At 73.2% G+C, this 24,087-nt stretch carries 20 protein-coding genes and 1 pseudogene; 14 read left to right on the forward strand and 7 right to left on the reverse strand.

Translation table 11 applies throughout. The annotated features are described in order from the left end of the window. Positions 1-15 precede the first annotated feature (15 nt). Positions 16-702, forward strand: a complete 687-nt coding sequence (locus tag AB0P17_RS17475; RefSeq protein ID WP_365811826.1) for a DUF2848 domain-containing protein — start codon at positions 16-18, stop codon at positions 700-702. A 292-nt stretch (positions 703-994) separates the two neighbouring features. Then, complete coding sequence (locus AB0P17_RS17480; protein WP_365812011.1) at positions 995-1,969, forward strand: aldo/keto reductase; 975 nt, start codon at positions 995-997, stop codon at positions 1,967-1,969. A gap of 102 nt (positions 1,970-2,071) precedes the next feature. On the opposite strand, the gene AB0P17_RS17485 is transcribed toward AB0P17_RS17480, so the two are convergent. Continuing rightward, entirely contained in the window at positions 2,072-2,935 is an 864-nt protein-coding gene (locus AB0P17_RS17485; protein WP_365811827.1) for a helix-turn-helix transcriptional regulator, read from the reverse strand. Between the two features lie 275 nt (positions 2,936-3,210). Here AB0P17_RS17485 and AB0P17_RS17490 point away from each other — a divergent pair, with 275 nt between their 5' ends. Together AB0P17_RS17490 and AB0P17_RS17495 are read left to right on the forward strand one after the other, a co-directional pair. After that, on the forward strand, positions 3,211-5,919 hold the full coding sequence (locus tag AB0P17_RS17490; protein ID WP_365811829.1) for an AAA family ATPase: 2,709 nt from the start codon (positions 3,211-3,213) through the stop codon (positions 5,917-5,919). Positions 5,920-6,185: 266 nt separating this feature from the next. Continuing rightward, positions 6,186-6,971, forward strand: coding sequence for a pentapeptide repeat-containing protein (locus AB0P17_RS17495; protein ID WP_365812013.1), 786 nt, complete (start codon positions 6,186-6,188; stop codon positions 6,969-6,971). A gap of 36 nt (positions 6,972-7,007) precedes the next feature. Here the strand turns inward: AB0P17_RS17495 and AB0P17_RS17500 are convergent, their stop codons facing one another. Together AB0P17_RS17500 and AB0P17_RS17505 are read right to left on the reverse strand one after the other, a co-directional pair. After that, on the reverse strand, positions 7,008-8,399 hold the full coding sequence (locus AB0P17_RS17500; protein WP_365811830.1) for a serine hydrolase: 1,392 nt from the start codon (positions 8,397-8,399) through the stop codon (positions 7,008-7,010). A 139-nt stretch (positions 8,400-8,538) separates the two neighbouring features. Continuing rightward, on the reverse strand, positions 8,539-9,564 hold the full coding sequence (locus tag AB0P17_RS17505; protein ID WP_365811832.1) for a helix-turn-helix transcriptional regulator: 1,026 nt from the start codon (positions 9,562-9,564) through the stop codon (positions 8,539-8,541). Positions 9,565-9,778: 214 nt separating this feature from the next. Between AB0P17_RS17505 and AB0P17_RS17510 the strand changes: the two genes are divergently transcribed. Further along, entirely contained in the window at positions 9,779-11,950 is a 2,172-nt protein-coding gene (locus tag AB0P17_RS17510) for a tetratricopeptide repeat protein (protein ID WP_365811834.1), read from the forward strand. On the opposite strand, the gene AB0P17_RS17515 is transcribed toward AB0P17_RS17510, so the two are convergent. Together AB0P17_RS17515 and AB0P17_RS17520 are read right to left on the reverse strand one after the other, a co-directional pair. Continuing rightward, positions 11,928-13,778: a hypothetical protein gene (locus AB0P17_RS17515; protein WP_365811836.1), complete on the reverse strand. Its 1,851-nt coding sequence runs from the start codon at positions 13,776-13,778 to the stop codon at positions 11,928-11,930. The two genes, AB0P17_RS17510 and AB0P17_RS17515, sit on opposite strands and share 23 nt — an antisense overlap. A 12-nt stretch (positions 13,779-13,790) precedes the next feature. Beyond that, the gene (locus tag AB0P17_RS17520; protein WP_365811838.1) at positions 13,791-14,156 is read right to left on the reverse strand and encodes a hypothetical protein; all 366 of its coding nucleotides are present in this window, start codon (positions 14,154-14,156) and stop codon (positions 13,791-13,793) included. 120 nt (positions 14,157-14,276) lie between these two features. Here AB0P17_RS17520 and AB0P17_RS17525 point away from each other — a divergent pair, with 120 nt between their 5' ends. The 3 genes from AB0P17_RS17525 (at position 14,277) to AB0P17_RS17535 (ending at position 16,097) form a co-directional block, all read left to right on the forward strand. Beyond that, complete coding sequence (locus tag AB0P17_RS17525) at positions 14,277-14,636, forward strand: hypothetical protein (protein WP_365811839.1); 360 nt, start codon at positions 14,277-14,279, stop codon at positions 14,634-14,636. Continuing rightward, on the forward strand, positions 14,633-15,625 hold the full coding sequence (locus AB0P17_RS17530) for a hypothetical protein (RefSeq protein ID WP_365811841.1): 993 nt from the start codon (positions 14,633-14,635) through the stop codon (positions 15,623-15,625). Before AB0P17_RS17525 ends, AB0P17_RS17530 begins: the two co-directional genes overlap by 4 nt. A gap of 82 nt (positions 15,626-15,707) precedes the next feature. Next, positions 15,708-16,097 carry a roadblock/LC7 domain-containing protein gene (locus tag AB0P17_RS17535; RefSeq protein ID WP_365811843.1) on the forward strand — a complete coding sequence of 130 codons (390 nt, stop codon included), beginning with the start codon at positions 15,708-15,710 and terminating at the stop codon, positions 16,095-16,097. 27 nt (positions 16,098-16,124) lie between these two features. Here the strand turns inward: AB0P17_RS17535 and AB0P17_RS17540 are convergent, their stop codons facing one another. Further along, complete coding sequence (locus tag AB0P17_RS17540; RefSeq protein WP_365811845.1) at positions 16,125-16,913, reverse strand: IclR family transcriptional regulator C-terminal domain-containing protein; 789 nt, start codon at positions 16,911-16,913, stop codon at positions 16,125-16,127. A 410-nt stretch (positions 16,914-17,323) separates the two neighbouring features. Here AB0P17_RS17540 and AB0P17_RS17545 point away from each other — a divergent pair. The 6 genes and pseudogenes from AB0P17_RS17545 to AB0P17_RS17570 all read left to right on the forward strand — a co-directional run. Then, positions 17,324-17,566: pseudogene (locus AB0P17_RS17545) on the forward strand (ABC transporter ATP-binding protein); the annotation flags it as partial. A 275-nt stretch (positions 17,567-17,841) separates the two neighbouring features. Beyond that, positions 17,842-19,650 (forward strand): ATP-binding protein, encoded by a 1,809-nt coding sequence (locus tag AB0P17_RS17550; protein ID WP_365811847.1) that lies wholly within the window; start codon positions 17,842-17,844, stop codon positions 19,648-19,650. Continuing rightward, positions 19,647-20,054: a roadblock/LC7 domain-containing protein gene (locus tag AB0P17_RS17555; RefSeq protein WP_365811849.1), complete on the forward strand. Its 408-nt coding sequence runs from the start codon at positions 19,647-19,649 to the stop codon at positions 20,052-20,054. Before AB0P17_RS17550 ends, AB0P17_RS17555 begins: the two co-directional genes overlap by 4 nt. Next, positions 20,051-20,425, forward strand: a complete 375-nt coding sequence (locus tag AB0P17_RS17560) for a DUF742 domain-containing protein (RefSeq protein ID WP_365811851.1) — start codon at positions 20,051-20,053, stop codon at positions 20,423-20,425. Before AB0P17_RS17555 ends, AB0P17_RS17560 begins: the two co-directional genes overlap by 4 nt. Beyond that, complete coding sequence (locus AB0P17_RS17565; protein WP_365811853.1) at positions 20,406-21,020, forward strand: ATP/GTP-binding protein; 615 nt, start codon at positions 20,406-20,408, stop codon at positions 21,018-21,020. The genes AB0P17_RS17560 and AB0P17_RS17565 overlap by 20 nt, the downstream gene beginning before the upstream one ends. A 258-nt stretch (positions 21,021-21,278) precedes the next feature. Next, a complete protein-coding gene (locus AB0P17_RS17570; RefSeq protein WP_365812015.1) occupies positions 21,279-22,757 on the forward strand; it encodes a cytochrome P450 in 1,479 nt (492 codons plus the stop codon). An 87-nt stretch (positions 22,758-22,844) separates the two neighbouring features. Here the strand turns inward: AB0P17_RS17570 and AB0P17_RS17575 are convergent, their stop codons facing one another. After that, the gene (locus AB0P17_RS17575; protein WP_365811855.1) at positions 22,845-23,927 is read right to left on the reverse strand and encodes a hypothetical protein; all 1,083 of its coding nucleotides are present in this window, start codon (positions 23,925-23,927) and stop codon (positions 22,845-22,847) included. Between the last annotated feature and the right edge of the window lie 160 nt (positions 23,928-24,087).

Raw genomic sequence — 24,087 nt, forward strand, 5'->3', positions numbered from 1 at the left:
ATGTGGAGAACCCCCATGGCGCTGCTCACCTTCGAACTGCCCGACGGCACCACTCGGCAGGCCGATGTCGTCCAGGTGCTCAACGCCGGCTATGCGGGCCGCAGCCAGGACGACGTGGCCGCGCACGTGGCCGAACTCGCCGAGCTCGGCGTGCCCGCGCCGTCCGTCACCCCCGCCCTCTACCCGGTTTCCCCGTACCTCGCCCAGCACACCGAACGGGTCAGCGCCCAGCACGGCCGCACCTCCGGTGAGGCGGAGTGGGCCCTGGTCGTGGACACGGAGGGTGAGCTGCTGCTGACCGCGGCGTGTGACCACACCGACCGTGAGCTGGAGGTGCACGGGGTGGCGTGGAGCAAGAACGCGGGCCCGGACGTGCTCGCCCGCCGCGCCTGGCTGCTGGCCGACGTGCAGGACCGGCTCGACAGCCTCACCCTGCGGGCCTGGGTGGGCGACGCGGGCCGGGAAACGCTCATCCAGGACGGCACGCTCGCCGAGCTGCTCACCCCCGCCTACTGGGCCGAGGTGCTGCGGGAGCGCGGCGACCTCGTGCCCGGCACGGTGCTGATCTCCGGCACGATCCCCATGGTCGAGGGCGTCGACCAGTTCGCCGACCGCTGGCGGGTGGAGCTGGGCGACCCGGCCACGGGCGACACGATCGGGCTCGCGTACGACGTGGTGCGCATGCCGGCGCCCATCGGCTGACGCGTCGGTCGGCTGACTCGTCGGTCGGCTGACGGGGGTCGGTCCCCCGACGTGTCGGTGGCCCGGGCCGGATCCGGCCCGGGCCACCGGCCGGGACGTTTCGATCATGGTCGGGCGTTCCCAACGGGCGGACTCGTGTGTAGCGTCTAGGAGCCCGCCGGAATGACAGCGGAACGGCAGGTCACAGCCGCCGGTCTCCTGGTGCACCGGCCCTCCGCGCCCCGCTCGACCCCAACAGGAGAGTCCGTTGAAACGACCGCCCTACCTCGCCGCCGCCGACCGCTACGCCGGCATGCGGTTCCAGCGCAGCGGTCTCAGCGGCGTACGGCTGCCGCAGGTCTCCCTCGGGCTGTGGCACAACTTCGGTGACACCGCCCCGCTGGAGAAGCAGCGTGCCGTGCTGCGCCGCGCGTTCGACCGCGGTGTCACCCACTTCGACCTGGCGAACAACTACGGCCCGCCGTACGGCAGCGCCGAGGCGAACTTCGGGACCATCTACGCGCAGGACTTCCGGCCCTACCGCGACGAGCTGTTCCTCTCCACCAAGGCGGGCTACGACATGTGGCCGGGCCCGTACGGCGAGTTCGGTTCGCGCAAGCACCTGCTCTCCAGCCTCGACCAGTCGCTGAGCCGGATGCGCGTCGAGTACGTCGATCTCTTCTACTCGCACCGCTTCGACCCGGACACACCGCTGGAGGAGACGGTCGGGGCGCTGGCCTCCGCCGTACGGCAGGGCAAGGCCCTGTACGCAGGGCTGTCCAACTATCCGCCGGAGCAGATGCGGCGGGCGTCCGAACTCCTCAAGGAGCTGGGCACTCCACTGCTGATCAACCAGCACGCGTACAACATGCTCGACCGGGGCATCGAGCACAACGGGCTGATCGCCGCGTCCGACGAGGTCGGGGCCGGGGTCATCGCCTTCTCGCCGCTCGCCCAGGGGCAGCTCACCGACCGCTATCTCAACGGGGTGCCCGCCGACTCGCGGATGGCCGTCGGTCACTTCCTGAAGCGGGACGCGCTCAGCGAGGAGAAGCTGACCCTGCTGCACGCGCTCAACAAGGTCGCGGGCGACCGGGGCCAGACCCTGGCCCAGCTCGCGCTGGGCTGGGTGCTGCGCGACGCGCGGGTCACCTCGGTCCTGATCGGCGCGAGCAGCGTCGCCCAGCTCGACCAGAACCTCGCCGTCCTGGACGCCGCGCCGCTGACGGAGCCCGAACTGACCGCGATCGACGCTCTGCTGGCGGACGGCGGAGTGACGAAGTCCTGAAGCGGTACGGATCGGTGACGCCGTGCGGTGGTGACGCCGTACGGTGGTGATGCCGTACGGCGGTGGCGTCGTACGGCGGTGGCGCCCGCGGCGGCCCGGCGGTCAGAGTTCCCGGCGGAACGCCGCCAGGAGCCGCCGCGTATGGTTCGCCGGCTCCGCGAGGGTGACCATCCGGTCCATCGCCTGCATGTGCGCGGACACCTCGTGGGGCTCGTCCAGATAGAGCGCCCCGGTCAGATACTCGATGTAGACCATGTCGGGCACTTCCGGGATGCCGAAGCGGAAGAGGACGAACGGGCTGTACGTACCGGGGTGCGGCCCCGCGCCGAACTCGGCTATCTGGAGCGTCACGTTCGGCAGGTCGAGCGCCTCGATCAGCCGGTCGATCTGGGCGCGCATCACGGCCTTCGACCCCACGGCCCGGCGGAGCACCGTCTCGTCCAGAACGGCCCAGAAGGCCGGGGCGTCGGTGCGGGTGAGCAGCGCCTGTCTCTCCATCCGCAGGGCGACATGGCGCTCGATCCGGAGCGGGTCGGCGGTCCGGCCGACCGCCCCCGTGGACAGGACCGCGTGCGCGTACTCCTCGGTCTGGAGCAGCCCCGGCACGAAGTGCGGCTCGTACGAGCGGATGGTCCTCGCCGCCTCTTCGAGGCTGACGTACCCGCTGAACCAGTCCGGGAGTATGTCGTGGAACCGCTGCCACCAGCCCGGCTTGTTGGCCTCCTCGGCCAGCCGGAGGAACACCTCGGTGTCCTGCGGGCCGACCCCGTACTCGGGCAGCAGGAACTGGAGATAGGGGATCTTGAGGGAGACCTCGGCGGTCTCCATCCGGCGGACGGTGGCGGCGGTGACATGGAGCAGCCTCGCCGACTGGTCCCGGCTGAGCCCGGCCTTCTCGCGGAGTGTCTGGAGCTGTCTGCCGAGAACGAGTTGCCCGATGGTCGGAGCCGACCGAGGCTCACTCACACTCCACCCCCGAGAGCCGGTGTCATACCGGCGAGTCTGCCACAGCGGTACCGGAGTGAGGAGGTCCTGTTGACACCTTCTGAACTGATCGCCCGTCCCGGCCGGTTCCTCGGCGGGGACCGAGGATCCGTTTCTCGGCGGGGACCGAGGATCCCCTACACCTTTCCGCGCGGCCACGCAGTCGAACGGTCGAATTCGTGCATATTCGGGTCCACTCGGCGTGCTGCGGGTCTAGGCTCGTGACGTGACCTGGGCGCTGTCCGAGAGGGGGAGGGATGCCGGTGCACCGGCCGGAGCAGATGGTCGCTCTCCCGCTGCTGGAGCGTGAACCCGAACTGGCCGCCGCGGCCCGCGCCGTGGACGCCCTGTGCGCGGCCGCGCCCACCGGCGGGGTGCTCGTCTACCGAGGCGCGGCCGGGCTCGGCAAGACCGCGCTGCTCTCCGAGGTGCGCCGGCTCGCCGCCGGACGCTGCGCCGTGTGGGCGGCGCGCGGCGGCGAGGGGCTGACCTCCGTACCGTTCCATGTCGTACGGCAGCTCCTGCAGCCCGCACTCGTGGTCGCCGACGCCCGGACCGGGCAGAGTGATCAGGCCGGTCCCGCCGACCGCGATGAGCACGTCGCGCACGGGGCGGCTCCCGGTCTGCTCGGCGAGCGGTACGAGATAGTCGGCCCCGCGCTCGGGATACTGCCGCCCGGTGACCAGCCCGCCGACCCGCAGGGCGTGAGGGACGGCCTGGACGCGCTCGTCGAACGGCTCGCGAAGGTCCACGGCCCGCTCCTGCTCACCGTGGACGACGCGCAGTGGGCCGACCTGGAGACCCTGGCCTGGCTCGCCTCCTTCGCACGCAGCCCGGGGCGCGCCCTGCCCGTCCTCGTGGTCGTCGGTTACCGCACCGAGGAGGCCGTCGGCGAGGCCGAGGAACACCTCAGGACGCTCGGCGCGGCGGCCAGACTGCTGGTCACCCTCCGGGAACTCACCCCCGACGCCACGGCCGGGCTCACCCGCGCCGCGCTCGGGGAGCAGGCGGACGACCCGTTCTGCCGCGAGGTGTGGGCGGTGACCGGCGGCAACGCCTACGAGACCGTCGAACTCCTCGCCAAGGTACGGGACAGCGCGCTCGACCCCGTGGGGACCAACGCCGGCGAACTGCGCGCCCTCGGCGCCTCGGCGCGCGGCACCGGCCTCATCGCGCGGCTGGAGGAACTGGGCACGGCCACCACCCGGTTCGCCTGGGCCGCCGCGATCCTCGGCACGGACATCTCCCTCGACCTGACCGTCTCGCTCGCGGGCATGAGCGACGAGGAGGCCGCCGAGTGCGCGGAGCGGCTGCGCGCCGCGCGGATCCTCGTCGGCACCGACCCGCTGGAGTTCGTCCATCCGCTGATCGCCGGGGCCGTCTACCGCGCCATCCCGGCGGGCGTGCGCGCCGCGATGCACGGACTCGCCGCCTGGGCGGTCTCCCGCAGCGGCCGGGGAGCCGCCGCCGCGGCGCCGCACCTCCTCGAAGTCCACCCCGACGGCGACCCCGAACTGGTCGAGCAGCTACGGGAGGCCGCCGCCGAACACCTCGCGGTCGGCGCCCCCGACGCGGCGCGCCGCTGCCTCGAACGGGCCCTGGCGGAACCGCCGTTGTCCACCGTACGGGGACCCCTCCTGTACGAGCTGGGCTGCGCCACCCTGCTGACCTCGCCCGCCACCACGGTCGGACATCTGCGCGCCGCGCTCGACACCCCGCATCTCGACGACGCCCTGCGCGTGGACGTGGTCTTCCGGCTCGCGCAGGCCCTGACGCACAACAACCAGACCGGCGACGCCGCCCACGTGGTGGCCACCGAGGCCGCCCGCACCGCGGACGGGCCCGTCAGAATGCGGCTCCAGGCCGCGCACTTCCTCTGGGAGGGCGTCCAGGCCATCGAGGAGGACGGCCCGGACCGGTCGCGCCGCCTCGCCCGCACGGCGGCCCCGCTCACCGGGCGGGACAACACCGAACGCGTCCTGCTCATGCTCCGCGCCTTCGACGGGACGGCCCGCGGCGAGAGCGCCGAGGAAGTCGTCCAGATCGGCGAACGGGCCCTGAAGGACGGTGCTCTGCCGCCCGGCGTCGGCTGGGCCGACCCGGGATGGGGCTTCGAACCCCCGGCCCTCCTCGGGCTCTCGTACGCCTTCGCCGACCGGCTCGACCGCGCCGAGAGCCTGTTCAGCGAGGCGCTGCGCGCCTTCGAGATCTCCGGCTGGAGCGGCGGCCACCTCGCCTTCGCCCACGCGCTGGTCGGCTACGTCCACCGCAGGCGCGGCCGGCTCGCGGACGCCGAGAAGTATCTGCGCGAGAGCCTGCGCCTGGCCGACCGGGTCGGCAACGGCCTCCCGATGAACTGGGACGCCGTCTGCATGCTCATCGACACGCTGCTCGCGCGCGGCCATGTCGGGGAGGCCGAGGAGGCCGCCGAGCGGTACGCGTTCGCGCCGCCGTACTCCTCCACGATCGTCATCCCCGACGCCCCCTCGGTCCGCGGCAGGCTGCTGCTGGCCCTCGGCAGGAAGGACGAGGCCGTCGCCGAACTGGAGGCGGCCGGGCAGGCGTTGCTCGCCCGGGGACGGCACAGCGTCGTCATGGCCCCCTGGGCGATCGACCTCGCGCGGGCCCTCGCCGACGACGATCCGCGCCGCGCGGCCCAGCTCGCCGCGTACGCCAGGGACCGGGCCGAACGCTTCGGCACGCACACCGCCATCGGGGTGGCGCTCTGCTGCACGGCGTCCCTGAAGGAGGGCCCGGAACGGGTCGAGCTGCTCGCCCAGGCCGTGGCGCATCTCGAAGCGTCGCCGTGCGCGTACGAACGGGCCGTCGCGCGGGTCGAGTACGGCATCGCCGCGGGGTTCCACGCCGAACTGTCCTGCGGGCTCGAACTCGCCGAGAGCTGCGGCGCCGACGGCCTCGCCGCCCGAGCGCGCCGCGCGATGGACTCCCATCACGCGCAGCGCTGAGACGCGGACGGGGAAGGGCGGGAGAAGAGCACGGGGCACGGGCCGGGCACGGGGCACGGGCCGGGCACGGGGCACAGGCAGGGCACAGGGGACGGGCCGGGCACGGGGGGCGGGCAGGACAGGCAGGCAGGCCCGGGGAGGACGGGCGGTAGGCTCGGACGCGACGCCCATTCCGTGACAGGAGACCGGCCCCTTTGCCCCACCAGCCCGACCACCGCACCGACCACGGCCCCGCCCATGACGGCCCCGCACTCGACGACCCGGGGCTGCGGGCCGACTGCGTGAACTGCTTCGGCCTGTGCTGCGTCGCCCTGACCTTCGCCCCCTCGGCGGACTTCCCCGAGCACAAAGCCGCCGGGAAACCCTGCTCCCACCTCCGCACCGACTTCCGCTGCTCCGTCCACCGCGAGCTGCGGCAGCGCGGCTTCCGGGGCTGCACGGTCTACGACTGCTTCGGCGCCGGACAGAAGATCTCCCGGATCACCTACGGGGGACAGGACTGGCGGCAGGCCCCGGGCACCGCCGACGAGATGTTCGCGCTGCTCCCGGTGGTGCGCCAGCTCCAGGAGCTCCTCCGGTACCTGACCGAGGCGCTCACCCTGGAGCCCGCCCGCGCACTCCACGGCGAACTCCGCGCCGCGCTGGAGGAGTTGGAACGCCTCACCCTCGCCGACCCCGCCACCCTGCTGGCCCTGGACGTCGCGGCCCGCCGCGCCGCCGTCAACCCCCTGCTGCTGCGGACCAGCGAACTCGTCCGGGCCCAGGTCAAGGGCAAGAAGAAGAACCGCAGGGGCGCCGACCTCCTCGGCGCCCGGCTCAGGGCCGCCGATCTGCGCGGCGCGGACCTGCGCGGGGCGTATCTGATCGCCGCCGATCTGCGGGGCGCCGATCTGCGGCTGGCCGATCTGATCGGGGCCGACCTCCGGGACGCCGATCTGCGCGGAGCCGATCTGACGGGCAGCATCTTCCTCGTCCAGACCCAGGTCAACGCGGCGCGGGGCGACGCGGACACCCGGCTGCCGCCGTCCCTCGCGCGCCCCGCCCACTGGTAGCCGCCGCGGGCGGCCGGGGTGCGGCCCCGTCCCCGCTCAGTGGCCGCCCCCGGCGCCCCGGCCGCGCCGACGGCGCCCGAGGAAGAGCGCGAGCGCCGCGAGCGCGGCCGCGCCGATGACCGCCACCGGCAGTACGGTCCCGGTCACCGGCCCGGCCGCCACCGCGCGGGCCGCGCCGGCCGTGGGGGTCGGCGACGGCGGATGGGCCCGTACCGCCTTCTCGACCACCCCGGGCTCGGGACCCGCCGCCTCCACCGTGGGGCGCGGCGGCAGCGGCGCCGGGGGCGGCCGGAGCGATCCGACCGGGGTCACCCGGCCCTGCGCCTTGAACCCCCAGTCCAGCAGTTCCCTGGCCTCCTCGTACACGGCGTGGACGCCGCCCCACTGCGGGTTCAGCACCGTCACCAGCAAGGTGCGGTCGCCGTGCCGGGCGGCGGCGATCAGGGTGTAGCCGGCCTCCGTGGTGTAGCCGTTCTTCACACCGATCAGTCCCGGATACGCCTCGACCCCGTCGGCCCCGGTCAGCAGCCGGTTGGTGTTCATGATGCCGAAGGTGCCGCCGTAGCCGGGGAACTCGGCGTCGACGGTCGAGCTGTAGCGGACGAAGTCCGGCGAGCCCAGTCCCGTACGGCCGAAGACCGCCAGGTCGTACGCGGAGGAGACCTGGCCCGGGGCGTCGTAGCCGTCGGGCGAGACCACATGGGTGTCCCGCGCGCCCAGCAGCTTCGCCTTGTCCCGCATCTGCTTGACGGTCGCGTCCAGGCCGCCGTTCATCTCGGAGAGGACCCGCACCGCGTCGTTGCCGGAGCTGAGGAAGACGCCCCGCCACAGGTCGGCGGCCTCGTACCGCACGCCCGGGACGACCCCCACCGTGCTGCTGCCGGGACCGATGTCGTCCAGTTCCTCGTCCGTCACCAGGCGCTTGGCGTGCTCGGAGAGCCGCGGCAGTGTGGTGATGGCGAAGAGCGTCTTGAGGGTGGAGGCGGGCGGCAGCGGACGGTGCGCGTCCCGCGCGGCGAGCACGTCTCCCGTACGGGCGTCCGCGACCAGCCAGGAGAGGGCGGAGAGCTCCGGCGGCGCGGGGGTGCCGCGCGTGGGCCTGACCTGGACCCCGGAGCGGCGCAGCAGCGAACCGTCCCGGGCGGCGGTGTCGAGGGAGGCGGCCGCGCGCCCCGGCGTCGTCGGGCCGGCCGGCCGGGACGCGGGCGCCGAGCCGCTCGGGGCGGGTGCGCCCGGCGCGCCGGGCGGGGCACCGGCACCGGGGAAGCCCGCGATCGCGGCGCCGGCGGGCAGGCCGGGGGCGCGTACGGCCGGATCGGTACGGGAATCCGCTGCGGCCGGCGGGGACACCGGCAGGAGGACCAGCAGGCCGGCGGCGAGGGCGACGGTGCCGGAGAGCGCGGAGCGCGTCACGGGTCTGATGATCATCCCGCCACGGTAGGAACGGACCGTGCCGCGCGCCCCTCGCGTGGGCCGACCGGATGTATCACCGCCCCGGTCGGCCCCTCCGGGGCGCGCACCCGATCGGGTGACAGGGCGGGGCGCCGCCGGGGGCGGGGCCGTCCCGTCAGGTTCCGGCGGGCGCGGGGTCGGCGGCGGGATCCGCGCCGGAGCCCGGCTCCCCGCCGTCGCCGGGCTCCGGCACGGGACCGTCGCCGGGCCACCGTACGGCGGCGCTCCCTGACTCCCGTACGAGGCCCTCTCCGGGCATCCGTACGAGGCCCTCTCCGGGCTCCCGTACGGGCCCCGTCGCGGTGCCGATGACCTCGGTGCCGAGCACGTCGAGCAGGGCGAGCTTGTCGGCGGCGTCGGTACCGGACGCCGCCGAGTAGGTGGTGATCCGCAGATCGCACCCGGGCACGGTGAACGTGTCGCAGTCGACCGTCACCGGTCCGACATCCGGGTGATGGACGGTCCGGGTCGCGCTGTCGTGCACACCGGTGATCCGGGAGTTCCAGAGCACCGCGAACCGGCTGCTGGCGCGCCGCAGCTCACCGATGAGGAAGCGCAGCCGTACGTCGGTCGGATAGCGGAGGGTGGCCGCGCGCAGATCGGCGACGAGCGCCGCCTCGAACCTGGCCTCCTGCTCCGCGGTGTGGGCGATCCGGCTCGGCCGGCCGGTGAAGTGCTGCCAGGCGGCGTTGCGCCCGCGCGGCGGGAGCTGCGCGGGGTCACCGACCAGGGCGGCCCACAGCGGATTCCAGGTGATCAGGTTCCAGGACGCGTCGTGCACCCCGATCGGGGTGCACGCGAGCCGCCCGAGCAGCCGCCGCACGCCGGCCGGAACATGGTCGGGGACCCGGCCCACGGCGGGCGGGGACTGCCCGGCGAGCAGGAAGAGATGCCGGCGCTCGTCGTCGGAGAGGCGCAGGGCGCACGCCAGCGACGTGAGGACCTGCGCCGACGGAGAGGTGGCCCGTCCCTCCTCCAGCCGGACGAGATAGTCCACGGACAGCCCGGTCAGCCGCGCCAGTTCCTCGTGGCGCAGCCCGCCCGTCCTGGCGGGCTCGTCCGAGGGCAGCCCGGCCTCGGCCGGGGCGAGCCGGTCGCGCCAGCGGTGCAGGGCCGTGCCCAGCTCTCCGTGTCGGGTCATGGGGCCAGTATCAGCGCGTACGGCTGCCCCCGCCTGATACCGGCCGGTACCCGCACCGGGCCCGGCCCGTTGCCGGGCGCTCGCGAGTAGTCGCCAACCCTCCCCGAACGGCGTTGATCAGGACTACCGTTGATCCGGAACCGTGGCGCGGGGCGTCCTCGGACACCGGCCACGGACCGGCCGGGCCACAGATCAGGGGAGCGGGGGGCGGGACATGCTGGATCCCATGTCACTGGCGGCGATCACCGCGGTGCTGGGCGCCGTGGGCGCGGGGCTGGCCAACGAGGCGGGGAAATGGGCCTGGGAAACGGCCGGCGGCCTGGTGCGGCGGATCGCCGGGCAGGAGGTGGCCGCGCCCACGGGACCGGCCGAGCTGTCCGCCGTGGCCCGCCTCGTCCACGAGGGCGTACGCCACGACCCCGCGCTCGCCCGTGCCTGGGCGGCCTTCGCCCGTACGGCGCCGCTCCGGGCGACCGCGGACGGCGTCCCCGCGCTCCCGCCGTCCGTACGGTTCTTCACGGATCGTCAGGGACCGATGCGGCTGCTGGAACGGGAGGCCTCGCGCAAGGCCGACGGGCGACCCCGGCTCGCGCTGGTCCACGGCCCCGAAGGCATCGGCACCAGCGCCCTCGCCGTCCACTGGGGGTGCAAGGAAGCCGCCCGGTTCCCCGGCGGGCAGCTCTACGCCGATCTGCGCGGCGCCTCCGCGGGCACCGCCGTCGACAGCACCGTGGTGCTGCGCAGCCTGCTGGTCCAGCTCGGCATGGACCAGGACGACGTACCGCCGGGCGCGGCGGACCGGCAGGCGGCCTTCCGCCGCTGCGTGGCCGACCGGCGGCTGCTCGTCGTGCTCGACCACGCCTACTCGTCCGCACAGGTCCGGCCGCTGCTGACCTCCGCGCCCGAGGTGTTCACGGTGGTGGTCGCGCGCCGGCCGCTGCCCGGCCTCGACGCCGTACCCGTCCCGGTCGGACCGCTGTCCGACAAGGACGCCCGCCGGCTGCTCACGGATCTCGCGGGCAGCGACACCGTGGCCGGCGCCCGTTCCGTACTGCCGCGCGTGCTGGAGCGGTGCGGCGGCTCGCCGTACGCGCTGCGGGCCGCCGTGCCCCTGCTGTCGGAGCCGGAGCGTGAGCCGCTCTCCGGCCCGGGCGAGCCCCGGCGCCGTACGGCGGAGGACCCCGCCCTGTCCGCCGCCGACCCGGTCCGTGCCGCCGCGGAAAGGACGTACCGCGGGCTGGAGCCCGGTGCGGCCAGGGTCTACCGGCTGATGTCGCTGCGGGAATGGCCCGCGCTCGGGCCGGCCGTCGTCGCGGACGTCGCCGGGGTGTCCGAGGCCGAGGCGGCCCGGATCCTCGGCGCCCTGGCGGACGGGCAGTTGCTGGAGCCGACGGACACCGGCCGCTTCCGCTACCGTCCCGCGGTCCGCGCCCACGCGGAGGAGACCGCCTTCCGCACGGACGGCATCGCGGCCTGCTCGGCGGCCATGACCGGCACGGTGCGGTGGTATCTGCGCCTCGCCGTACGGGCCCGGCTCGCCGCCCTGCCCCAGGCGTGGGCGATCGGCCCGCTCTACGACGAACTGGCGGCGAGCCCCGGCCCGTACCGGGACGCGGGCGAGGCGCTCACCGTCCTCCGTGCCGAGCTGGGCAATCTCGTCCAGGCCGTCCTCGCCGCCGAGGAGTTCGGTGATCCCGACTCCGTCCACCAGCTCTGCCAGGCGCTCTGGCCGCTCCAGCTCAAGGCGGGCCACCACGACGAGATCCTGCCGGCGCTCAGGGCGGGGGCACGGATGGTGGACGCCCGCCACCCCGGAACCCGGCTGGCCGGGCGGATGCATGTGCTGCTGGCGCTGAACCTGCTGGAGCTGCGGGAGGACGAAGAGGCCGAGTCCCATCTGACCGCCGCCGTACGGGCCGAGGAGGCGGCCGGGCACCCGCGCGGGCAGGCGTCCGCCGTCGAGTCCCTGGGCCTGCTGCGGCTGCGCCAGTGGCGTTTCCAGGAGGCGTACGCGTGCTTCGACGAGGCGTCGGCGGTCCTGGACGGGGCGGGGACCGACGGCGAGGGCGCCCGTGATCTGCCGCGCGCCCGCGCCCTGCTGGAGCGGCACCGGGGCCGGGCCCTGCGGGGACTCGGCAGGTTCGCCGAAGCCCGGGAGCGGCTGGAGACGGCGCTCGGCTTCTTCGCGACCGGCGCCGACCCGTACAACGCGGCGCGCACCCTCACCGATCTGGCCGAGACACATCTCGCCGAGGGCGACCCGGAGGGGGCGCTGCCGCTGATCGACGAGGCGGCGGTCACCCTCGACAAGGAGAAGGCCGCCCACCACCTCGCGCATCTGCGGGCCCTGCGCGAGCGCTGTCTCAGCGCCCTCGCCCGGGACTGACCGGCGCGGCGGGGAGGACCGGCGCGGCGGGAACGACCGGTGCGCCGGGGCCGAGCGGCGTGACCGTCACCGGGCAGGCGCCCGCGCCGGTCCGTACCGTCATCCCGGCCGCCGTCAGCTCCTCCAGCGCCTTTCCCGCGGCCAGCCAGGCGTGGAGGGCGGAGGCGTGGGCGGCGGGGTCGGCCCCGGACAGGGGACCGCCCGGGAGACCCTCCGGGACACTGCCGGAGAGCCGCACCAGCACGCCCGCGCGGGTACGGACCGTGCACGCCCCGTCCTCGGCGACGAACGCCGCCAGGGCGCTGTGCGGATGGCGCGCCAACACCTCGTCGGTCCACCGCGCCGGCCCGCCGAACCGGGGGTCGTCCGCGGCGCCGTACCGGAAGATCACATCCGCCAGCGCGAGCAGCCCGGGGTCCAGGGTGTCCTCGTGCACGGCGATGTGGGCGTCCCCGTCCGCCGCGGGCTCGGGACGCGGATCCGCGTAGCGGTCCACCTCGACCTCGCGCGCCCCGGTCAGCCGGGTCACCACCCTCAGCGGGGCCGTCCGGGTGCCCCGTTCGCAGGGCGGCAGCGGCAGCGGGTCGAGCAGCGCGGGCTCCGCGGGCTCGGGGATGCCGATGACTCCGTAGAAGTGGCGCCGCAGCAGGGCCGCCGCCGCACCGGGGACCGACGAGACCAGCTCGGCGGGGCCTGGTTCCGCCGCCGGGGCCGACGGCCGGCGCTCTCCTGCGCCGAGCAGCGCCTCCAGTTGTGACCGGAGCGGCGCGTGGGGCGCGAGCCGGGGCGCCTGCCGTACGAACGCGGCCACCGGCGACCCGGCGTCGAGACCCTCCGCCGAGGCCGCGCCCAGCAGGACGGGGGTGCGGAGGGCGGCTCCGTAGTACGTCACGGAACCGGCGTCCCCGATGATCACATCGGCCGCGATCAGCGCCTGGCGCCATCCTTCCAGGGGGTCCACCAGCGCCAGACCGCCCCGGCGGGCCCGGTCCAGCCAGGCGCGGATCTGCCCGGGGCCGTGACCGTGCCAGATGTTGGGGTGCAGTACGGCGGCCGAGCGGTACTCGTCGGCGGGCAGCTCGGCCGTCAGGCGCGGCAGCAGCGCGGGCAGTACGTCCTCGGCCCCGCCGTCCCCGAAGAGGGAATCCGGATTCCAGGTCGAAGTGAGCAGCACGAGTCGCTGGCCCTCATGGACGCCGAGGGCCCGGCGGAAGCGTTCGCGGTACGGGACGGCGGCCAGCAGGCGGTCGAAACAGGGGTCACCGGCGAGGACGGCGGTGGGAGCGGCCTCGGGGCAGGCGGCGCGCAGCCTCGCCGCCTGCTCGGGGTGGGAGAGGACCATCGCGTCCGCGACCGGTGTCCCGTCGGCGAGCAGCCACTCGGGGGAGAGCCCGAAGACGGGTGGAACGGCCCCGGCCGAAGGGCGTCCGGTGTCCGGTGTCCGGTGTCCGGTGTCCGGTGTTGCCAGCCTCTTATTGTAGCCGACGCCATGCGAGAGGACTGTCAACTTCCCCTTGATCGCATGGAGTTGGCCGCCGAAGCTTGCCGAGATCGCCAGATCCACCGGGAGGGAGACCGCCTGCTCCCACGGAAGCACCGGCACGCCCGTCTCCGCCAGCAGTTCGGCCACTCCGGCCTGGAACGGTGACGAACCGGTGCACGTGGCGAGCAGTTGGACGCGCAGGTCGTCGCGGAACAGCGGGAGAACGTCCAGCAGCCGGGTCGCCGAGGTCACGTTGTGCACGACGAACAGCACCCGTCGGCACCGTCCGCGCGTCGTCCATCGCGTCGAACCGGTGCCCACCGGCACCCGTATCCATTCGTACACGCCGCCGCGACCTCAGACCGCGAGTTCGGCCTCGATCCGCTTGAGGTTGTGGCGGGCCAGCGCGAGGTTGGCGCGGGTGCGGTCGAGTGCGAGGTACAGGAAGAGGGTTCCGTGGCTGGAGATGAGCGGCCGGAGCAGGTGGTACTGCTTGCCGAGGGTGATCAGGATGTCGACCACGCTGTCGTCCATGTCCAGTGTGGCGAGGGTGCGGATCTTGGCCCGGACGACCTCGGTGTTCCCCGCGGCCGCGACCTCCAGGTCAAGTCCCTGGCCCCCGCCCAGCGTTCCGAGGGACAGCCCGCTCTCGTAGTCGACCACGGCCACACCGAGGGCGCCATCGATCGCCATGGCTTCTTTGAGTGCGGTCTCAAGGTTCATCGTTGTGGTCCTGTTCTACGAGCCGAAACTTTGCGGTCGAAATAATGCCAAACCTGGTCACCAAGGTACTAGTTGAAGGCTAGAGTACTCTGAAATCAGCCGTCACTCGAAGGGATGTACGTGTCAGCGATCGAATCGTCCCTCGCCCGGCTCATGGAGATGCCGGGGATCACCGGGGCCGCTCTGGTGGACGCGGTCACCGGCCTCACGTACTGCGTGGTCGGCGATGTCCTGGAGGTGGGGGACGGAGTGGAGACGGCCGAACTCACCGCCGTGATCTCGGGGCAGCTGGACCGGGTCGGGGGCGAGAGCGAGCTGGAGAGCGTGATCGTGACGAGTGCGCGCCGCTACCACGTGGTGCAGACGGTACGGCGCGCGGGCGACCCGGTGCTGCTGGTCGCGGCGCTGGACCGCGACCGGACCAATCTCGCCCTGGCGATGCGCCGGCTCACGGAACACGCGGAAGGTGTGCTCGCATGAGCGATGGGTCCGGCGTCCAGGGGGCCGCGCAGCCGGTCCCGTTGTGGACGAGTCCCCCGCAGACTCCGGCCGGGGCGCACGCGCACGGTTCCGCGCCGCGCAATGTCACGGCGTTGCTGGTACGGCTGCAACAGGAGGAGTACAGCGGTACGGTGTCGGTCTCCGGGTCACCTGGAGGAACGATTCACCTCAGGAACGGCCTGATCAGCGCTGTAGAGACCCCGGGGACCCCCTCGGTCGAGTCCGCCCTTCTGAAGTCGGGCCGGATCACCGAGGAGGGGTGGGCAACCGGTCTGGCGGCGACTCGGGACGTGGACGGTCTCGGGGCGGCCCTCGTCGGCCAGGGACTGGTGGGTGAGACCGAGTTGGAGGTCCTCTGCACCGCGACGATCCACGAGGGCGCCTTCGCGCTGGCGCTGACCCGGCCGGACGGCTGGGAGGTGGGCGGGCCCACCCGGACCGTGCTCGCGGGGTACCCCGCGCAGCCGCAGAGTGTCGCGGAGGAGACCGTGCGGCGGCTGGCGTTCGTCACCGACCGCTGGGGATCGCCGGGCGAACTGGCCAGGACGCGGCTGCGGCCCTCGGCGAGCGCGGAGCGGGTGGCCGGCCGGCTGGCGCCCCGGCACACCGCGCTCCTCGCCATCGCCAACGGCCGCCGCACAGCGCGCGACCTCGCCTTCTTCCTGGGCCGGGGGCTGTTCGCCGTGATGGTGGACCTGATCCGGATGGACGACCTGGGGCTCATCCAGTGGGAAGGCGCCCGGCGTCCGGCGGGCCGGCCGAGCACCGCGCCCCGCGTCCCGGGCACAGGTGCCGGCGGTCACTCCGGCGCGGTGACGCCGCCACCGGCCGGCTCCCTCCCGCGCCGGGTTCCGGGCCCCCGCCCCCGGTGGACCCCGGGCGAAAAGCCGGGTGCGGCGCCGACTTCCCCCGGGGGAGCGGAGCCCTCGCCGCACCAGGAACTCTCAGGACAGTCGGACGGCTTGTAGCCCGGCTGCGGGACGCAGCCGGGCCTCGTACGAACGCCCCACGGCAGGACCGCTGCCGGATCATCACCAAGGAGCGAAAACCATGCACGCAGACTCGTCCGTCACGTCACTCGTCGATGTTCTGGCCTCGCTCCGTGAGCGGGTGATGGGAGCGTCGGAGAGCGTTCTGTCCACCGCCGACGGCCTGATGGTCGCCGCCGACACCGACACACTCCAGCCGGAGTCCGTGGCCGCCCTCGCCGCCGCCACCCTCGGACTCGGGCAGCGCATGGCGCAGCAGGCCGACGCGGGCGCGCTCCGTGACGTGGTCATCCGCTGCGCGGCCGGGCAGATCATCGTCCTCGCGGTGGGGGACCGGGCGCTGCTCTCCATCCTCGGCGACGAGGGGATGGACATCGTCGCGCTGAAGCGGGAGGCCCCGGCCCTCGTGGACGAGCTGGTCAAGCTCCTCGAAGGGGATGTGCCCGCCTGACCCCGTCCGGACCCGGCGCCACCCCGCTCATCTCCGCGGTGCCACCACCCGCAGGTCGGCCTCGATCCGGGCCACCGTGGCGAGGAGCGGGGGCAGCAGGTCGCGGCGTACCGACTCGGCCGAGTGCCGGCTCGCGTGGACCGGGACGTTGACCGCGGCGACCACCGTGCCGGTCCGGTCCCGTACGGGCACGGCGACCGAGCGCAGGCCCTCCTCCAGCTCCTGGTCGACGACGGCGTACCCCTGGCGCCGTACCCGCTCCAGCTCCGCGCGCAGCAGATCGACGGAGACGATGGTGTACGGGGTGAGGGCGGCCGGCTCGGCGCCCTTGAGCCGGGTGTCGCGCTCCTCCTCGGGGAGGAAGGCGACCAGTACCCGCCCGACCGAGGTGGCGTGGGCGGGGAGGCGGGTGCCGACGGTGATCGACGCCGTGATGATCCGGCTCACCGGGACCCGGGCCACGTAGACGATGGCGTCGCCGTCCAGCACGCAGAGCGAGGACGACTCGCGCACCTCGGCGACCAGCCGTTCGAGGTGCGGCTCGGCGATCTCGGGCAGCGAGAAGCTGGAGAGGTAGGAGTACCCCAGTTCGAGGACGCGGGGGCTGAGCCGGAACAGCCGCCCGTCCGTGTGGACATAGCCGAGATCGGCGAGCGTCAGCAGGAACCGGCGCGCGGCGGCCCGGGTGAGGCCGCAGAGGCGGGCCACCTCGCTGAGCGTCAGCTCCGGATGGTGCGCGTCGAAGGCGCGGATCACCGACAGTCCCCGTTCGAAGGACTGGACGAAGTGGGGTTCACGTGCCTGGGCAGCACTCATCAGTTGCCTCCGTCGACCCTGAGGTGTGTCTTGGGCGATCCGCTGTGTCTCAGGGGCGATCCGCTGTGTGTCAGGGGTGATCCGCGTACCGGTGTGCGTGATGCGCACGCTAGGAGCCGGGTCCGACGGCTGTCAACAACGCCCCGGACGACCGGCGGTTTCCACATCTGAGCCCCAACTCCCTTGTACGCCCCAGTTGGTGAGGACGCTGCACGACCGTTGACCCGTGACGGCGGCTGCCCCCATGTTCCCGCTGGGAATTGTTGTGCGGGCTGCGCACAGTCCGCCGGAAGTGCCGTCCGTCGAAGGAGGGTTTCCATGCGCCGACTGTCCGTCGCGGTCATCGCGGCCGCGTTCCTGGTCACCGCAACCGCCTGCGGCGGGAGCGATTCGAACGGCTCGGACGGCGCCTCTGGCGCGAGCGCGGCATGACCATCCTGTTCGTCACCCACGACATCGACGAGGCCGTCTATCTGGGGGAGCGGGTGCTGATCCTCTCCGCCTCGCCGACCGTCGTACAGGAACAGGTGAAGATCGACCTCCCGGCGGAGCGGGACCAGCTCCGGACACGGGTCGCCCCGTGCTTCGCGGAGTTGCGCACACGGGTGTACGAGCAGATCCAGCTCGCCAAGCGCGGCGACGGGGCGCTCTGACGGGACGCCTGCCCGCACCGCGCCTTCGGGCGGGTGTTCGTCGCGCGCACTGATGTGGTCACCCTTTGTGCCGTCAAGGCTGCACAGCGTGCAAATCGGCGAAGTCTATTCCTCCGTGGGGCGCCTGTGCATGAGGTTGCGCGAATACGCCGAAGTGCCGAACGGGCCGGGTTAGGCTCTCGCGTTACGCGCCGAGTTGATACGTAATCAGGCACTTGTTCCCAGGTTCCTTGATTGTTCGAAAACCGACCTGAATCGACCGCCAGAGGGCTTACATGGTTCGTCTTGAAGCACCACCCAAGGAACAGTCACCACCCAAGGAACAGACACCACCGGGATTCCGCGCGCTGCTCCTCCCCGTCCTCCTCGTCACCGCGGCGACCACCCTCATGGTGGTCCTCGTCGAGGACTCCGCCCGGATACCGCTCGCGCTGTACGGCGCCGGGTCCCTGGTCGTCGTCGGCTGGTGCGCCGGGGAACTGGCGCGCAGGCGGCGGGCGGTCAGCGTGCTCCACGAGCACTACGCGTACCGGATCTCCCTGCTGGAGGGCCGCCTCGCGCAGCACGACGAGGAGAACGTCCGGCTCGGCAAGGAGCTGGTGCCCGCCGCGGTCCACCGGCTCCGCCAGGGCGAATCACCCGACGAGGTGATCCGCGTCGTCGTCGACGGCGACGAGCGCTACCGCGAACTGCCCGCCGCCCAGCGGGCCTTGCTCAAGTACGTGCTCCAGATCGTCGACGACGAGGAGGCCATGCGCGAGTCCGCGCAGCGCTCCTTCGTGAACATCGCGCGCCGCGTCCAGTCGCTCGTACACCAACAGGCCAGTGAGCTACGCGAGATGGAGGACGCGCACGGCCGCAACCCCGAGGTCTTCGACGACCTGCTGCGGATCGACCACGGCACCGCGCTGATCGGCCGGCTCGCCGACTCCATCACCGTCCTCGGCAAGGCCCGGCCCGGCCGCCAATGGCCCCGCCCCGTACCGCTGTTCAGCGTGTTGCGCGGGGCGATGTCCCGGATCCTGGAGTACCAGCGCGTCGACCTGCACTCCATCTCCAAGGTCGCGATCATCGGCACCGCCGTCGAACCGCTCATCCACGCCTGCGCCGAACTCCTCGACAACGCCACCCGCTACTCACCGCCGCAGACCCGCGTCCATGTCACCGCGGTCGAGGTACAGACGGGGATCGCCATCGAGATCGAGGACGGTGGCGTCAGCCTCAGCGAGGAGGCGCGGGCCCGCGCCGAGCGCATGCTCGCGCGCGCCCAGGCCGGTATCGACCTCAACGACCTCGGCGAGACCCCCCGGCTCGGCATGGCCGTGGTCGGGCGGCTCTGCCAGATGTACCACCTCCAGGTCTCGCTGCGGCAGTCGGCGTACGGCGGCGTCCGCGCCGTCCTCATCGTGCCGCGCTCCATCATCACCACCGGTCCCGCACCCGGGATCGCCCACGGCATCGGCGCCTCGGCGCTGCCCCGCGGCAGCGTGTCGGACCTGCCCACGAAGGATGTGCTGCGCCCCGCCAACCGGGTGCCCCGGCCGGTCACCGGCCCCCGGCGCCCGGCCCCGGTCGCGACGGTGGGGGAGGACGACGTGCCGGTGGTGACGGAGTGGACGGAGAACGGACTGCCCCAGCGCCGCAGCCGGGGCCGCGCCCCGCTCGGCTCGCACAATCTCGGCCTCCAGGGAGCCGGGTACGGGGGCGGCGGCCGGGCGGGCGACCAGCCGGGCGCCCCGCTGAACGGCGGTGCCAACGGCACGGCGAACGGTGCCGCGAACGGCCGCGCCCACGACCGCGACGGGATCGGCCCCGGACGTGGGATCGGCCCCGGACGTGGGATCGGCCCCGGAAACGGGATCGGCCCCGGAGCCGCAGACGGCCCGGGAGTCGGAGGCGCCGCAGCCGGAGCCGGTGACCGTACGCCGGAGCAGAAGCCCGGACCCGGCATCTGGCTCGAAGCGTTCACGAAGGCGGTCAACGGCACCCCCGGGGAGCCCGCGGCCGGAACAGGCGAGTCGCCGGGCCGGACCGGCGACCACGGTGAATCCGACGATGTGCGGGGCAAGGGAGATCTGAAGTGATCCAGCAGCGGGCGAACATGGACTGGATGCTCAAGGAACTCGCCGACGGCGTGCCGCAGATCCAGCAGATCGTGGTGCTCTCCGCCGACGGGCTCAGGATCGCCCGGCACGGCGGCGACCCGGACGTGGCCGACCGGCTCGCGGCGGCCTGCGCCGGGCTCCAGAGCCTGGCCGCCGCCGTCGCCGCCGAGATCCCGCTGAGCGACGGCCGGATGCGGCTCGTCGTCATCGAGGTCGGAGGCGGCTTCTTCTATCTGATGGAGGCGGGAGCGGGCGCGTATCTCGCGGTCCTCGCCGACGACACGGTGGACGCGGGGCTCGTCGGCGCCCGGATGCGGGACATGGTGGTCCGGATCGGAGCCCATCTCACCAGTCCGCCGCGCCATGACGGGCAGGCCGGATGACCCCGCCTCCCCGACGTGAACGCCGACAGCCGGAAGGGGACGTGGGAGACCCCGAACGGCTCTATGTGATCACCGGCGGCCCGGACGGCGCCGAACGGGCCCCGCTCGACCTGGTCACCATGATCGTGGCACAGGTGGAGCCGGCACCGACCGTCCAGCCGGAGCAGGCCGCCATCATGCGGCTCTGCCACCGGCCGCTCTCCGTGGCCGAGATCTCCGCGTATCTCAGCCTCCCCTTCAGCGTGGTGACCGCGCTGCTGACCGAACTCCTCGCGACCGAGCTGGTCGAATCGCGCGCACCCGTCGTCCGCGCCACGCTTCCCGACCGGTCCCTTCTCGAAGCGGTGATGCATGGACTCCAGAAACTCTGACACGATCACCGGCCCGCGGGCCGAGGACATCCTCCCCACCACGGCCACCTCGGCGGTGAAGATCGTGATCGTGGGCGGTTTCGGGGTCGGCAAGACGACGATGGTCGGTTCGGTCAGCGAGATCAGGCCCCTCACCACCGAGGAGACCATGACGCAGGCCGGGGTGGGGGTGGACGACAACCGCGGGGTGGAGAGCAAGACCGCCACCACCGTCGCCATGGACTTCGGCCGGATCACCATCACCGAACACCTGGTGCTCTACCTCTTCGGCACCCCCGGCCAGGAACGCTTCTGGTTCCTGTGGAACGGCCTCTTCGAAGGCGCACTGGGCGCGGTGGTCCTGGTCGACACCCGCCGTCTCGAAGTCAGCTTCGACGTGATCGGACGCCTGGAGGAACGCGGCGTGCCGTTCGTCGTCGCCGTCAACACCTTCCCGGACGCCCCGTACCACCCCGTCGAGGCGCTGCGGGCCGCGCTCGACCTGCCGGAGGAGGTGCCGATGGTCGACTGCGACGCGCGGCTGCGGGCGTCGAGCCGCGATGTGCTGCTGACGCTGATGAGCTACCTGCACACGCTCTCCGCGCCGCCCGGGTGACCCGCACGGCGCCCTCTCTCCCTCACTCTCCGTCCCTGTCCTTTCCCCGACTCTGGAGCGACCGTGACCAGCCCCTTCCCTCAGCGCCCCGGTCCCGACGGCCATGCCGTGCCGCCCCCCGGCTGCCCGGCCCACGGCCTGAACGCCGGCGGCCTGCTCCCCACCGGCCTGCCCGCCGGGCCGGTGAACGGCGTGGCCCCGTCCCCGGACGGCTTCGGCCCGGACGTTTTCGCCCCGCACGGTCCCGCCCCGGCCGGACTGCGCCGGCTGTACGGGCCCGAGGCCGAGAACGACCCGATGGGCCTGTACGAGAAACTGCGCGCCGAACACGGATCCGTGGCGCCCGTGCTCCTCCAGGGGGACGTCCCCGCCTGGCTGGTCCTCGGCCACAGCGAGAACCTCCACATGACGCGTACGCCCTCGCAGTTCTCCCGGGACTCCCGGCGCTGGCGCGCGCTCCACGACGGCAGCGCGCCCCCCGACCACCCGCTCGCGCCGATCTTCACCTGGCAGCCCATCTGCGTCTTCGCCGACGGCGCGGACCACGAGAGGCTGCGGGGCGCGGTCACCGACTCGATCGCACGCATCGACCACCGGGGCGTACGCCGCTACATCAACCGCTACAGCAACCGGCTGGTCAACGATTTCTGCCAGGCCGGGCAGGCCGATCTCGTCAGCAGTTTCGCCGAGCACCTGCCTATGATGGTGATGGCGCAGATCATCGGGATGCCGGAGGAGTACAACGAGCGGCTGGTGCAGGCGGCCCGCGACATGATCAAGGGCACCGCCACCGCCAACGAGAGCAACATGTACGTGATGGCCGCACTGACCCGGCTGGTAAAGCGGCGCCGGACCGCGCCGGAGGAGGACTTCGCGACCTGGCTCACCCAGCATCCGGCGGGGCTGACCGACGACGAGGTGAGCCAGCATCTGCGGCTCGTGCTCATCGCCGCGTACGAGACCACCGCCAACCTGATCGCCAATGCGCTGCGGATGGTGCTCACCGACCCGCGGTTCAGGGCCCAGTTGAGCGGCGGCCACATGACCCTGCCGGAGGCGGTCGAGCAGACGCTGTGGGACGAGCCGCCGTTCACCACCATCTTCGGCCGCTGGGCGGTCGGCGACACCGAACTCGGCGGGCAGCCCATCAAGGCGGGCGACGCGCTGGTCGTCGGGATCGCCGCGGCCAATGTGGACCCGGTGGTACGGCCCGACGTCAACGCCTCCATGCGGGGCAACCGCGCGCATCTCGCCTTCAGCGGCGGCCCCCACGAGTGCCCGGGCCAGGACATCGGCCGCGCCATCGCCGACACCGGGATCGACGCGCTGCTGCTGCGCCTGCCGGATCTGCAACTCGCCGTGGAGGAGCACGAACTGCGCTGGTCGGCCGCGTTGATGTCGCGTCAGCTGCAGGAGCTGCCGGTGACGTTCGCGCCCCGGCCGCCCCAGGACATCACCGGACCGCCGAGTGCGACGGCCTCCGTACCGCGTCCGCGCTGGCAGGTCGACTCGCCCGCGCCCGGCGCCGCGCCGGGCTCGCCCTCGGCACCTCCGGCCGCGGCGGTGCCGTCGGCGGCTCCCGGGGGCGGGGCCCCGGACGGGGGCCCGGTGGCTCCGGCTTCGGCTCCGGCTCCCGTGCCGGTAGCGGTTGCCGTTCCGGTTCCTGAGCAGCGCCCGGGCACCAGCGCGCCCCGGCGGGCCTGGCAGGCCGTCGCCCGCTGGTGGCGCGGGTACTGACCGGACGGCCGCGCGGGCACGAGCACACTGCCGGGCCGTGGCGAAGGGGAGGGGGGAAGGGGAGAGGAGAGAGAGGGAAGGGAGGGGTCAGTGCGCCGGGGCGAGCTGATCCCACCACCAGGCGATCGTCGGGATCGGCAGCGGCTCCGGGCTGTTGTCGGCCGGCTGCTGCTTCCACCATCCGCCGGTCGGGGTCCGCGGGCCCGAGGCCACGGCGTAACGGGGGCAGAGCGACGCCCAGTCGAGGTGGCCCCGGACGAACTGCGCGAGTCCCCGAACGTAGCGCCGCAGGCCGTCGTCCGCCTCCTCGGTGACCTGCGCGGCCAGCCGGTCGAAGAGGACCATGATCCGGTCCCGCATCGCCACCACCCGGACGAGCGCCCGCTGCGGATCGCACCCCTGCTCCTGGCAGACCACATCGATCAGATTGAGGTCGTCGCCCACCCGCTCCAGCTCCTTGTTGCGGGAGTAGAGGTCGTTGTCCCAGCTCACCAGCGTCCAGGTGATCTCGGTGAGGGCCCGTACGCGCGCGTCCTGCAGGGCCTCGTCCGGCACGGAGAAGCCGCCGACGATCTCGATCATCGCGGTGGACGGCGCCATGCCGATGGCCCGCATCCACAGCGTGACGTAGTCGTCGAGCGACGGCAGCCGGGCATCGCTGCGCCAGGACGCCTCCCACACCAGCCCCGAGGTGTAGACGCGCATCGCCTCCGTGAACCGGCGGAGCTGGCGGGCCGAGGCGTACTCCTCCAACTCCAGCCGCAGCAGGCGCAGTGCGGCGGTGTGCGGCGAGTCGCCCGTCGAACCGGTGTCGGGTGCCTCCAGCGCGCGCATGATGCGCGAGGTCTCCTGGGCCAGCCGGTCCGCCGTCGCCCCGGACTCGTCGCACACCGCGTCGTCCAGGGAGAAGAGCACGGCGTGCAACTTGGCCATCAGGGCGAGGGGACCGAGCTGTCCGTACGGCATCGTCGCCGCGGCGAGACCGCCGAAGTCGCAGACGGCGAGACGTTTGAGCTGCCGCTCGTCCTCGTCGAGCCGCCGACCGCGCATCCACCGCACGGTCCGGTCGTTGAGTTCCCCGCCCGCGCGGTGCCGGGCGGGCGGAACCGGACAGTAGAACGGTACGGCCGGAAGCTGCTGGGTCAGGTGCTGTTCCGAGACACAGGTCACGATCGGCCTCCAGATGCGGGACGGGCGGAGCGCGGTGCGCTGACGAGGCGGGATGCCGGGGGGACAGGGGCGTAGGGGAGCGTATAGGGCCATGTCGGATCGTCAACAGCGGCCCATGTATCCGGCGCCTGGCTGAAATTGACTGATTGTGAGCTGTCCT

This window comes from Streptomyces sp. NPDC088124, assembly GCF_040685895.1.
Taxonomy (GTDB): Bacteria; Actinomycetota; Actinomycetes; order Streptomycetales; family Streptomycetaceae; genus Streptomyces.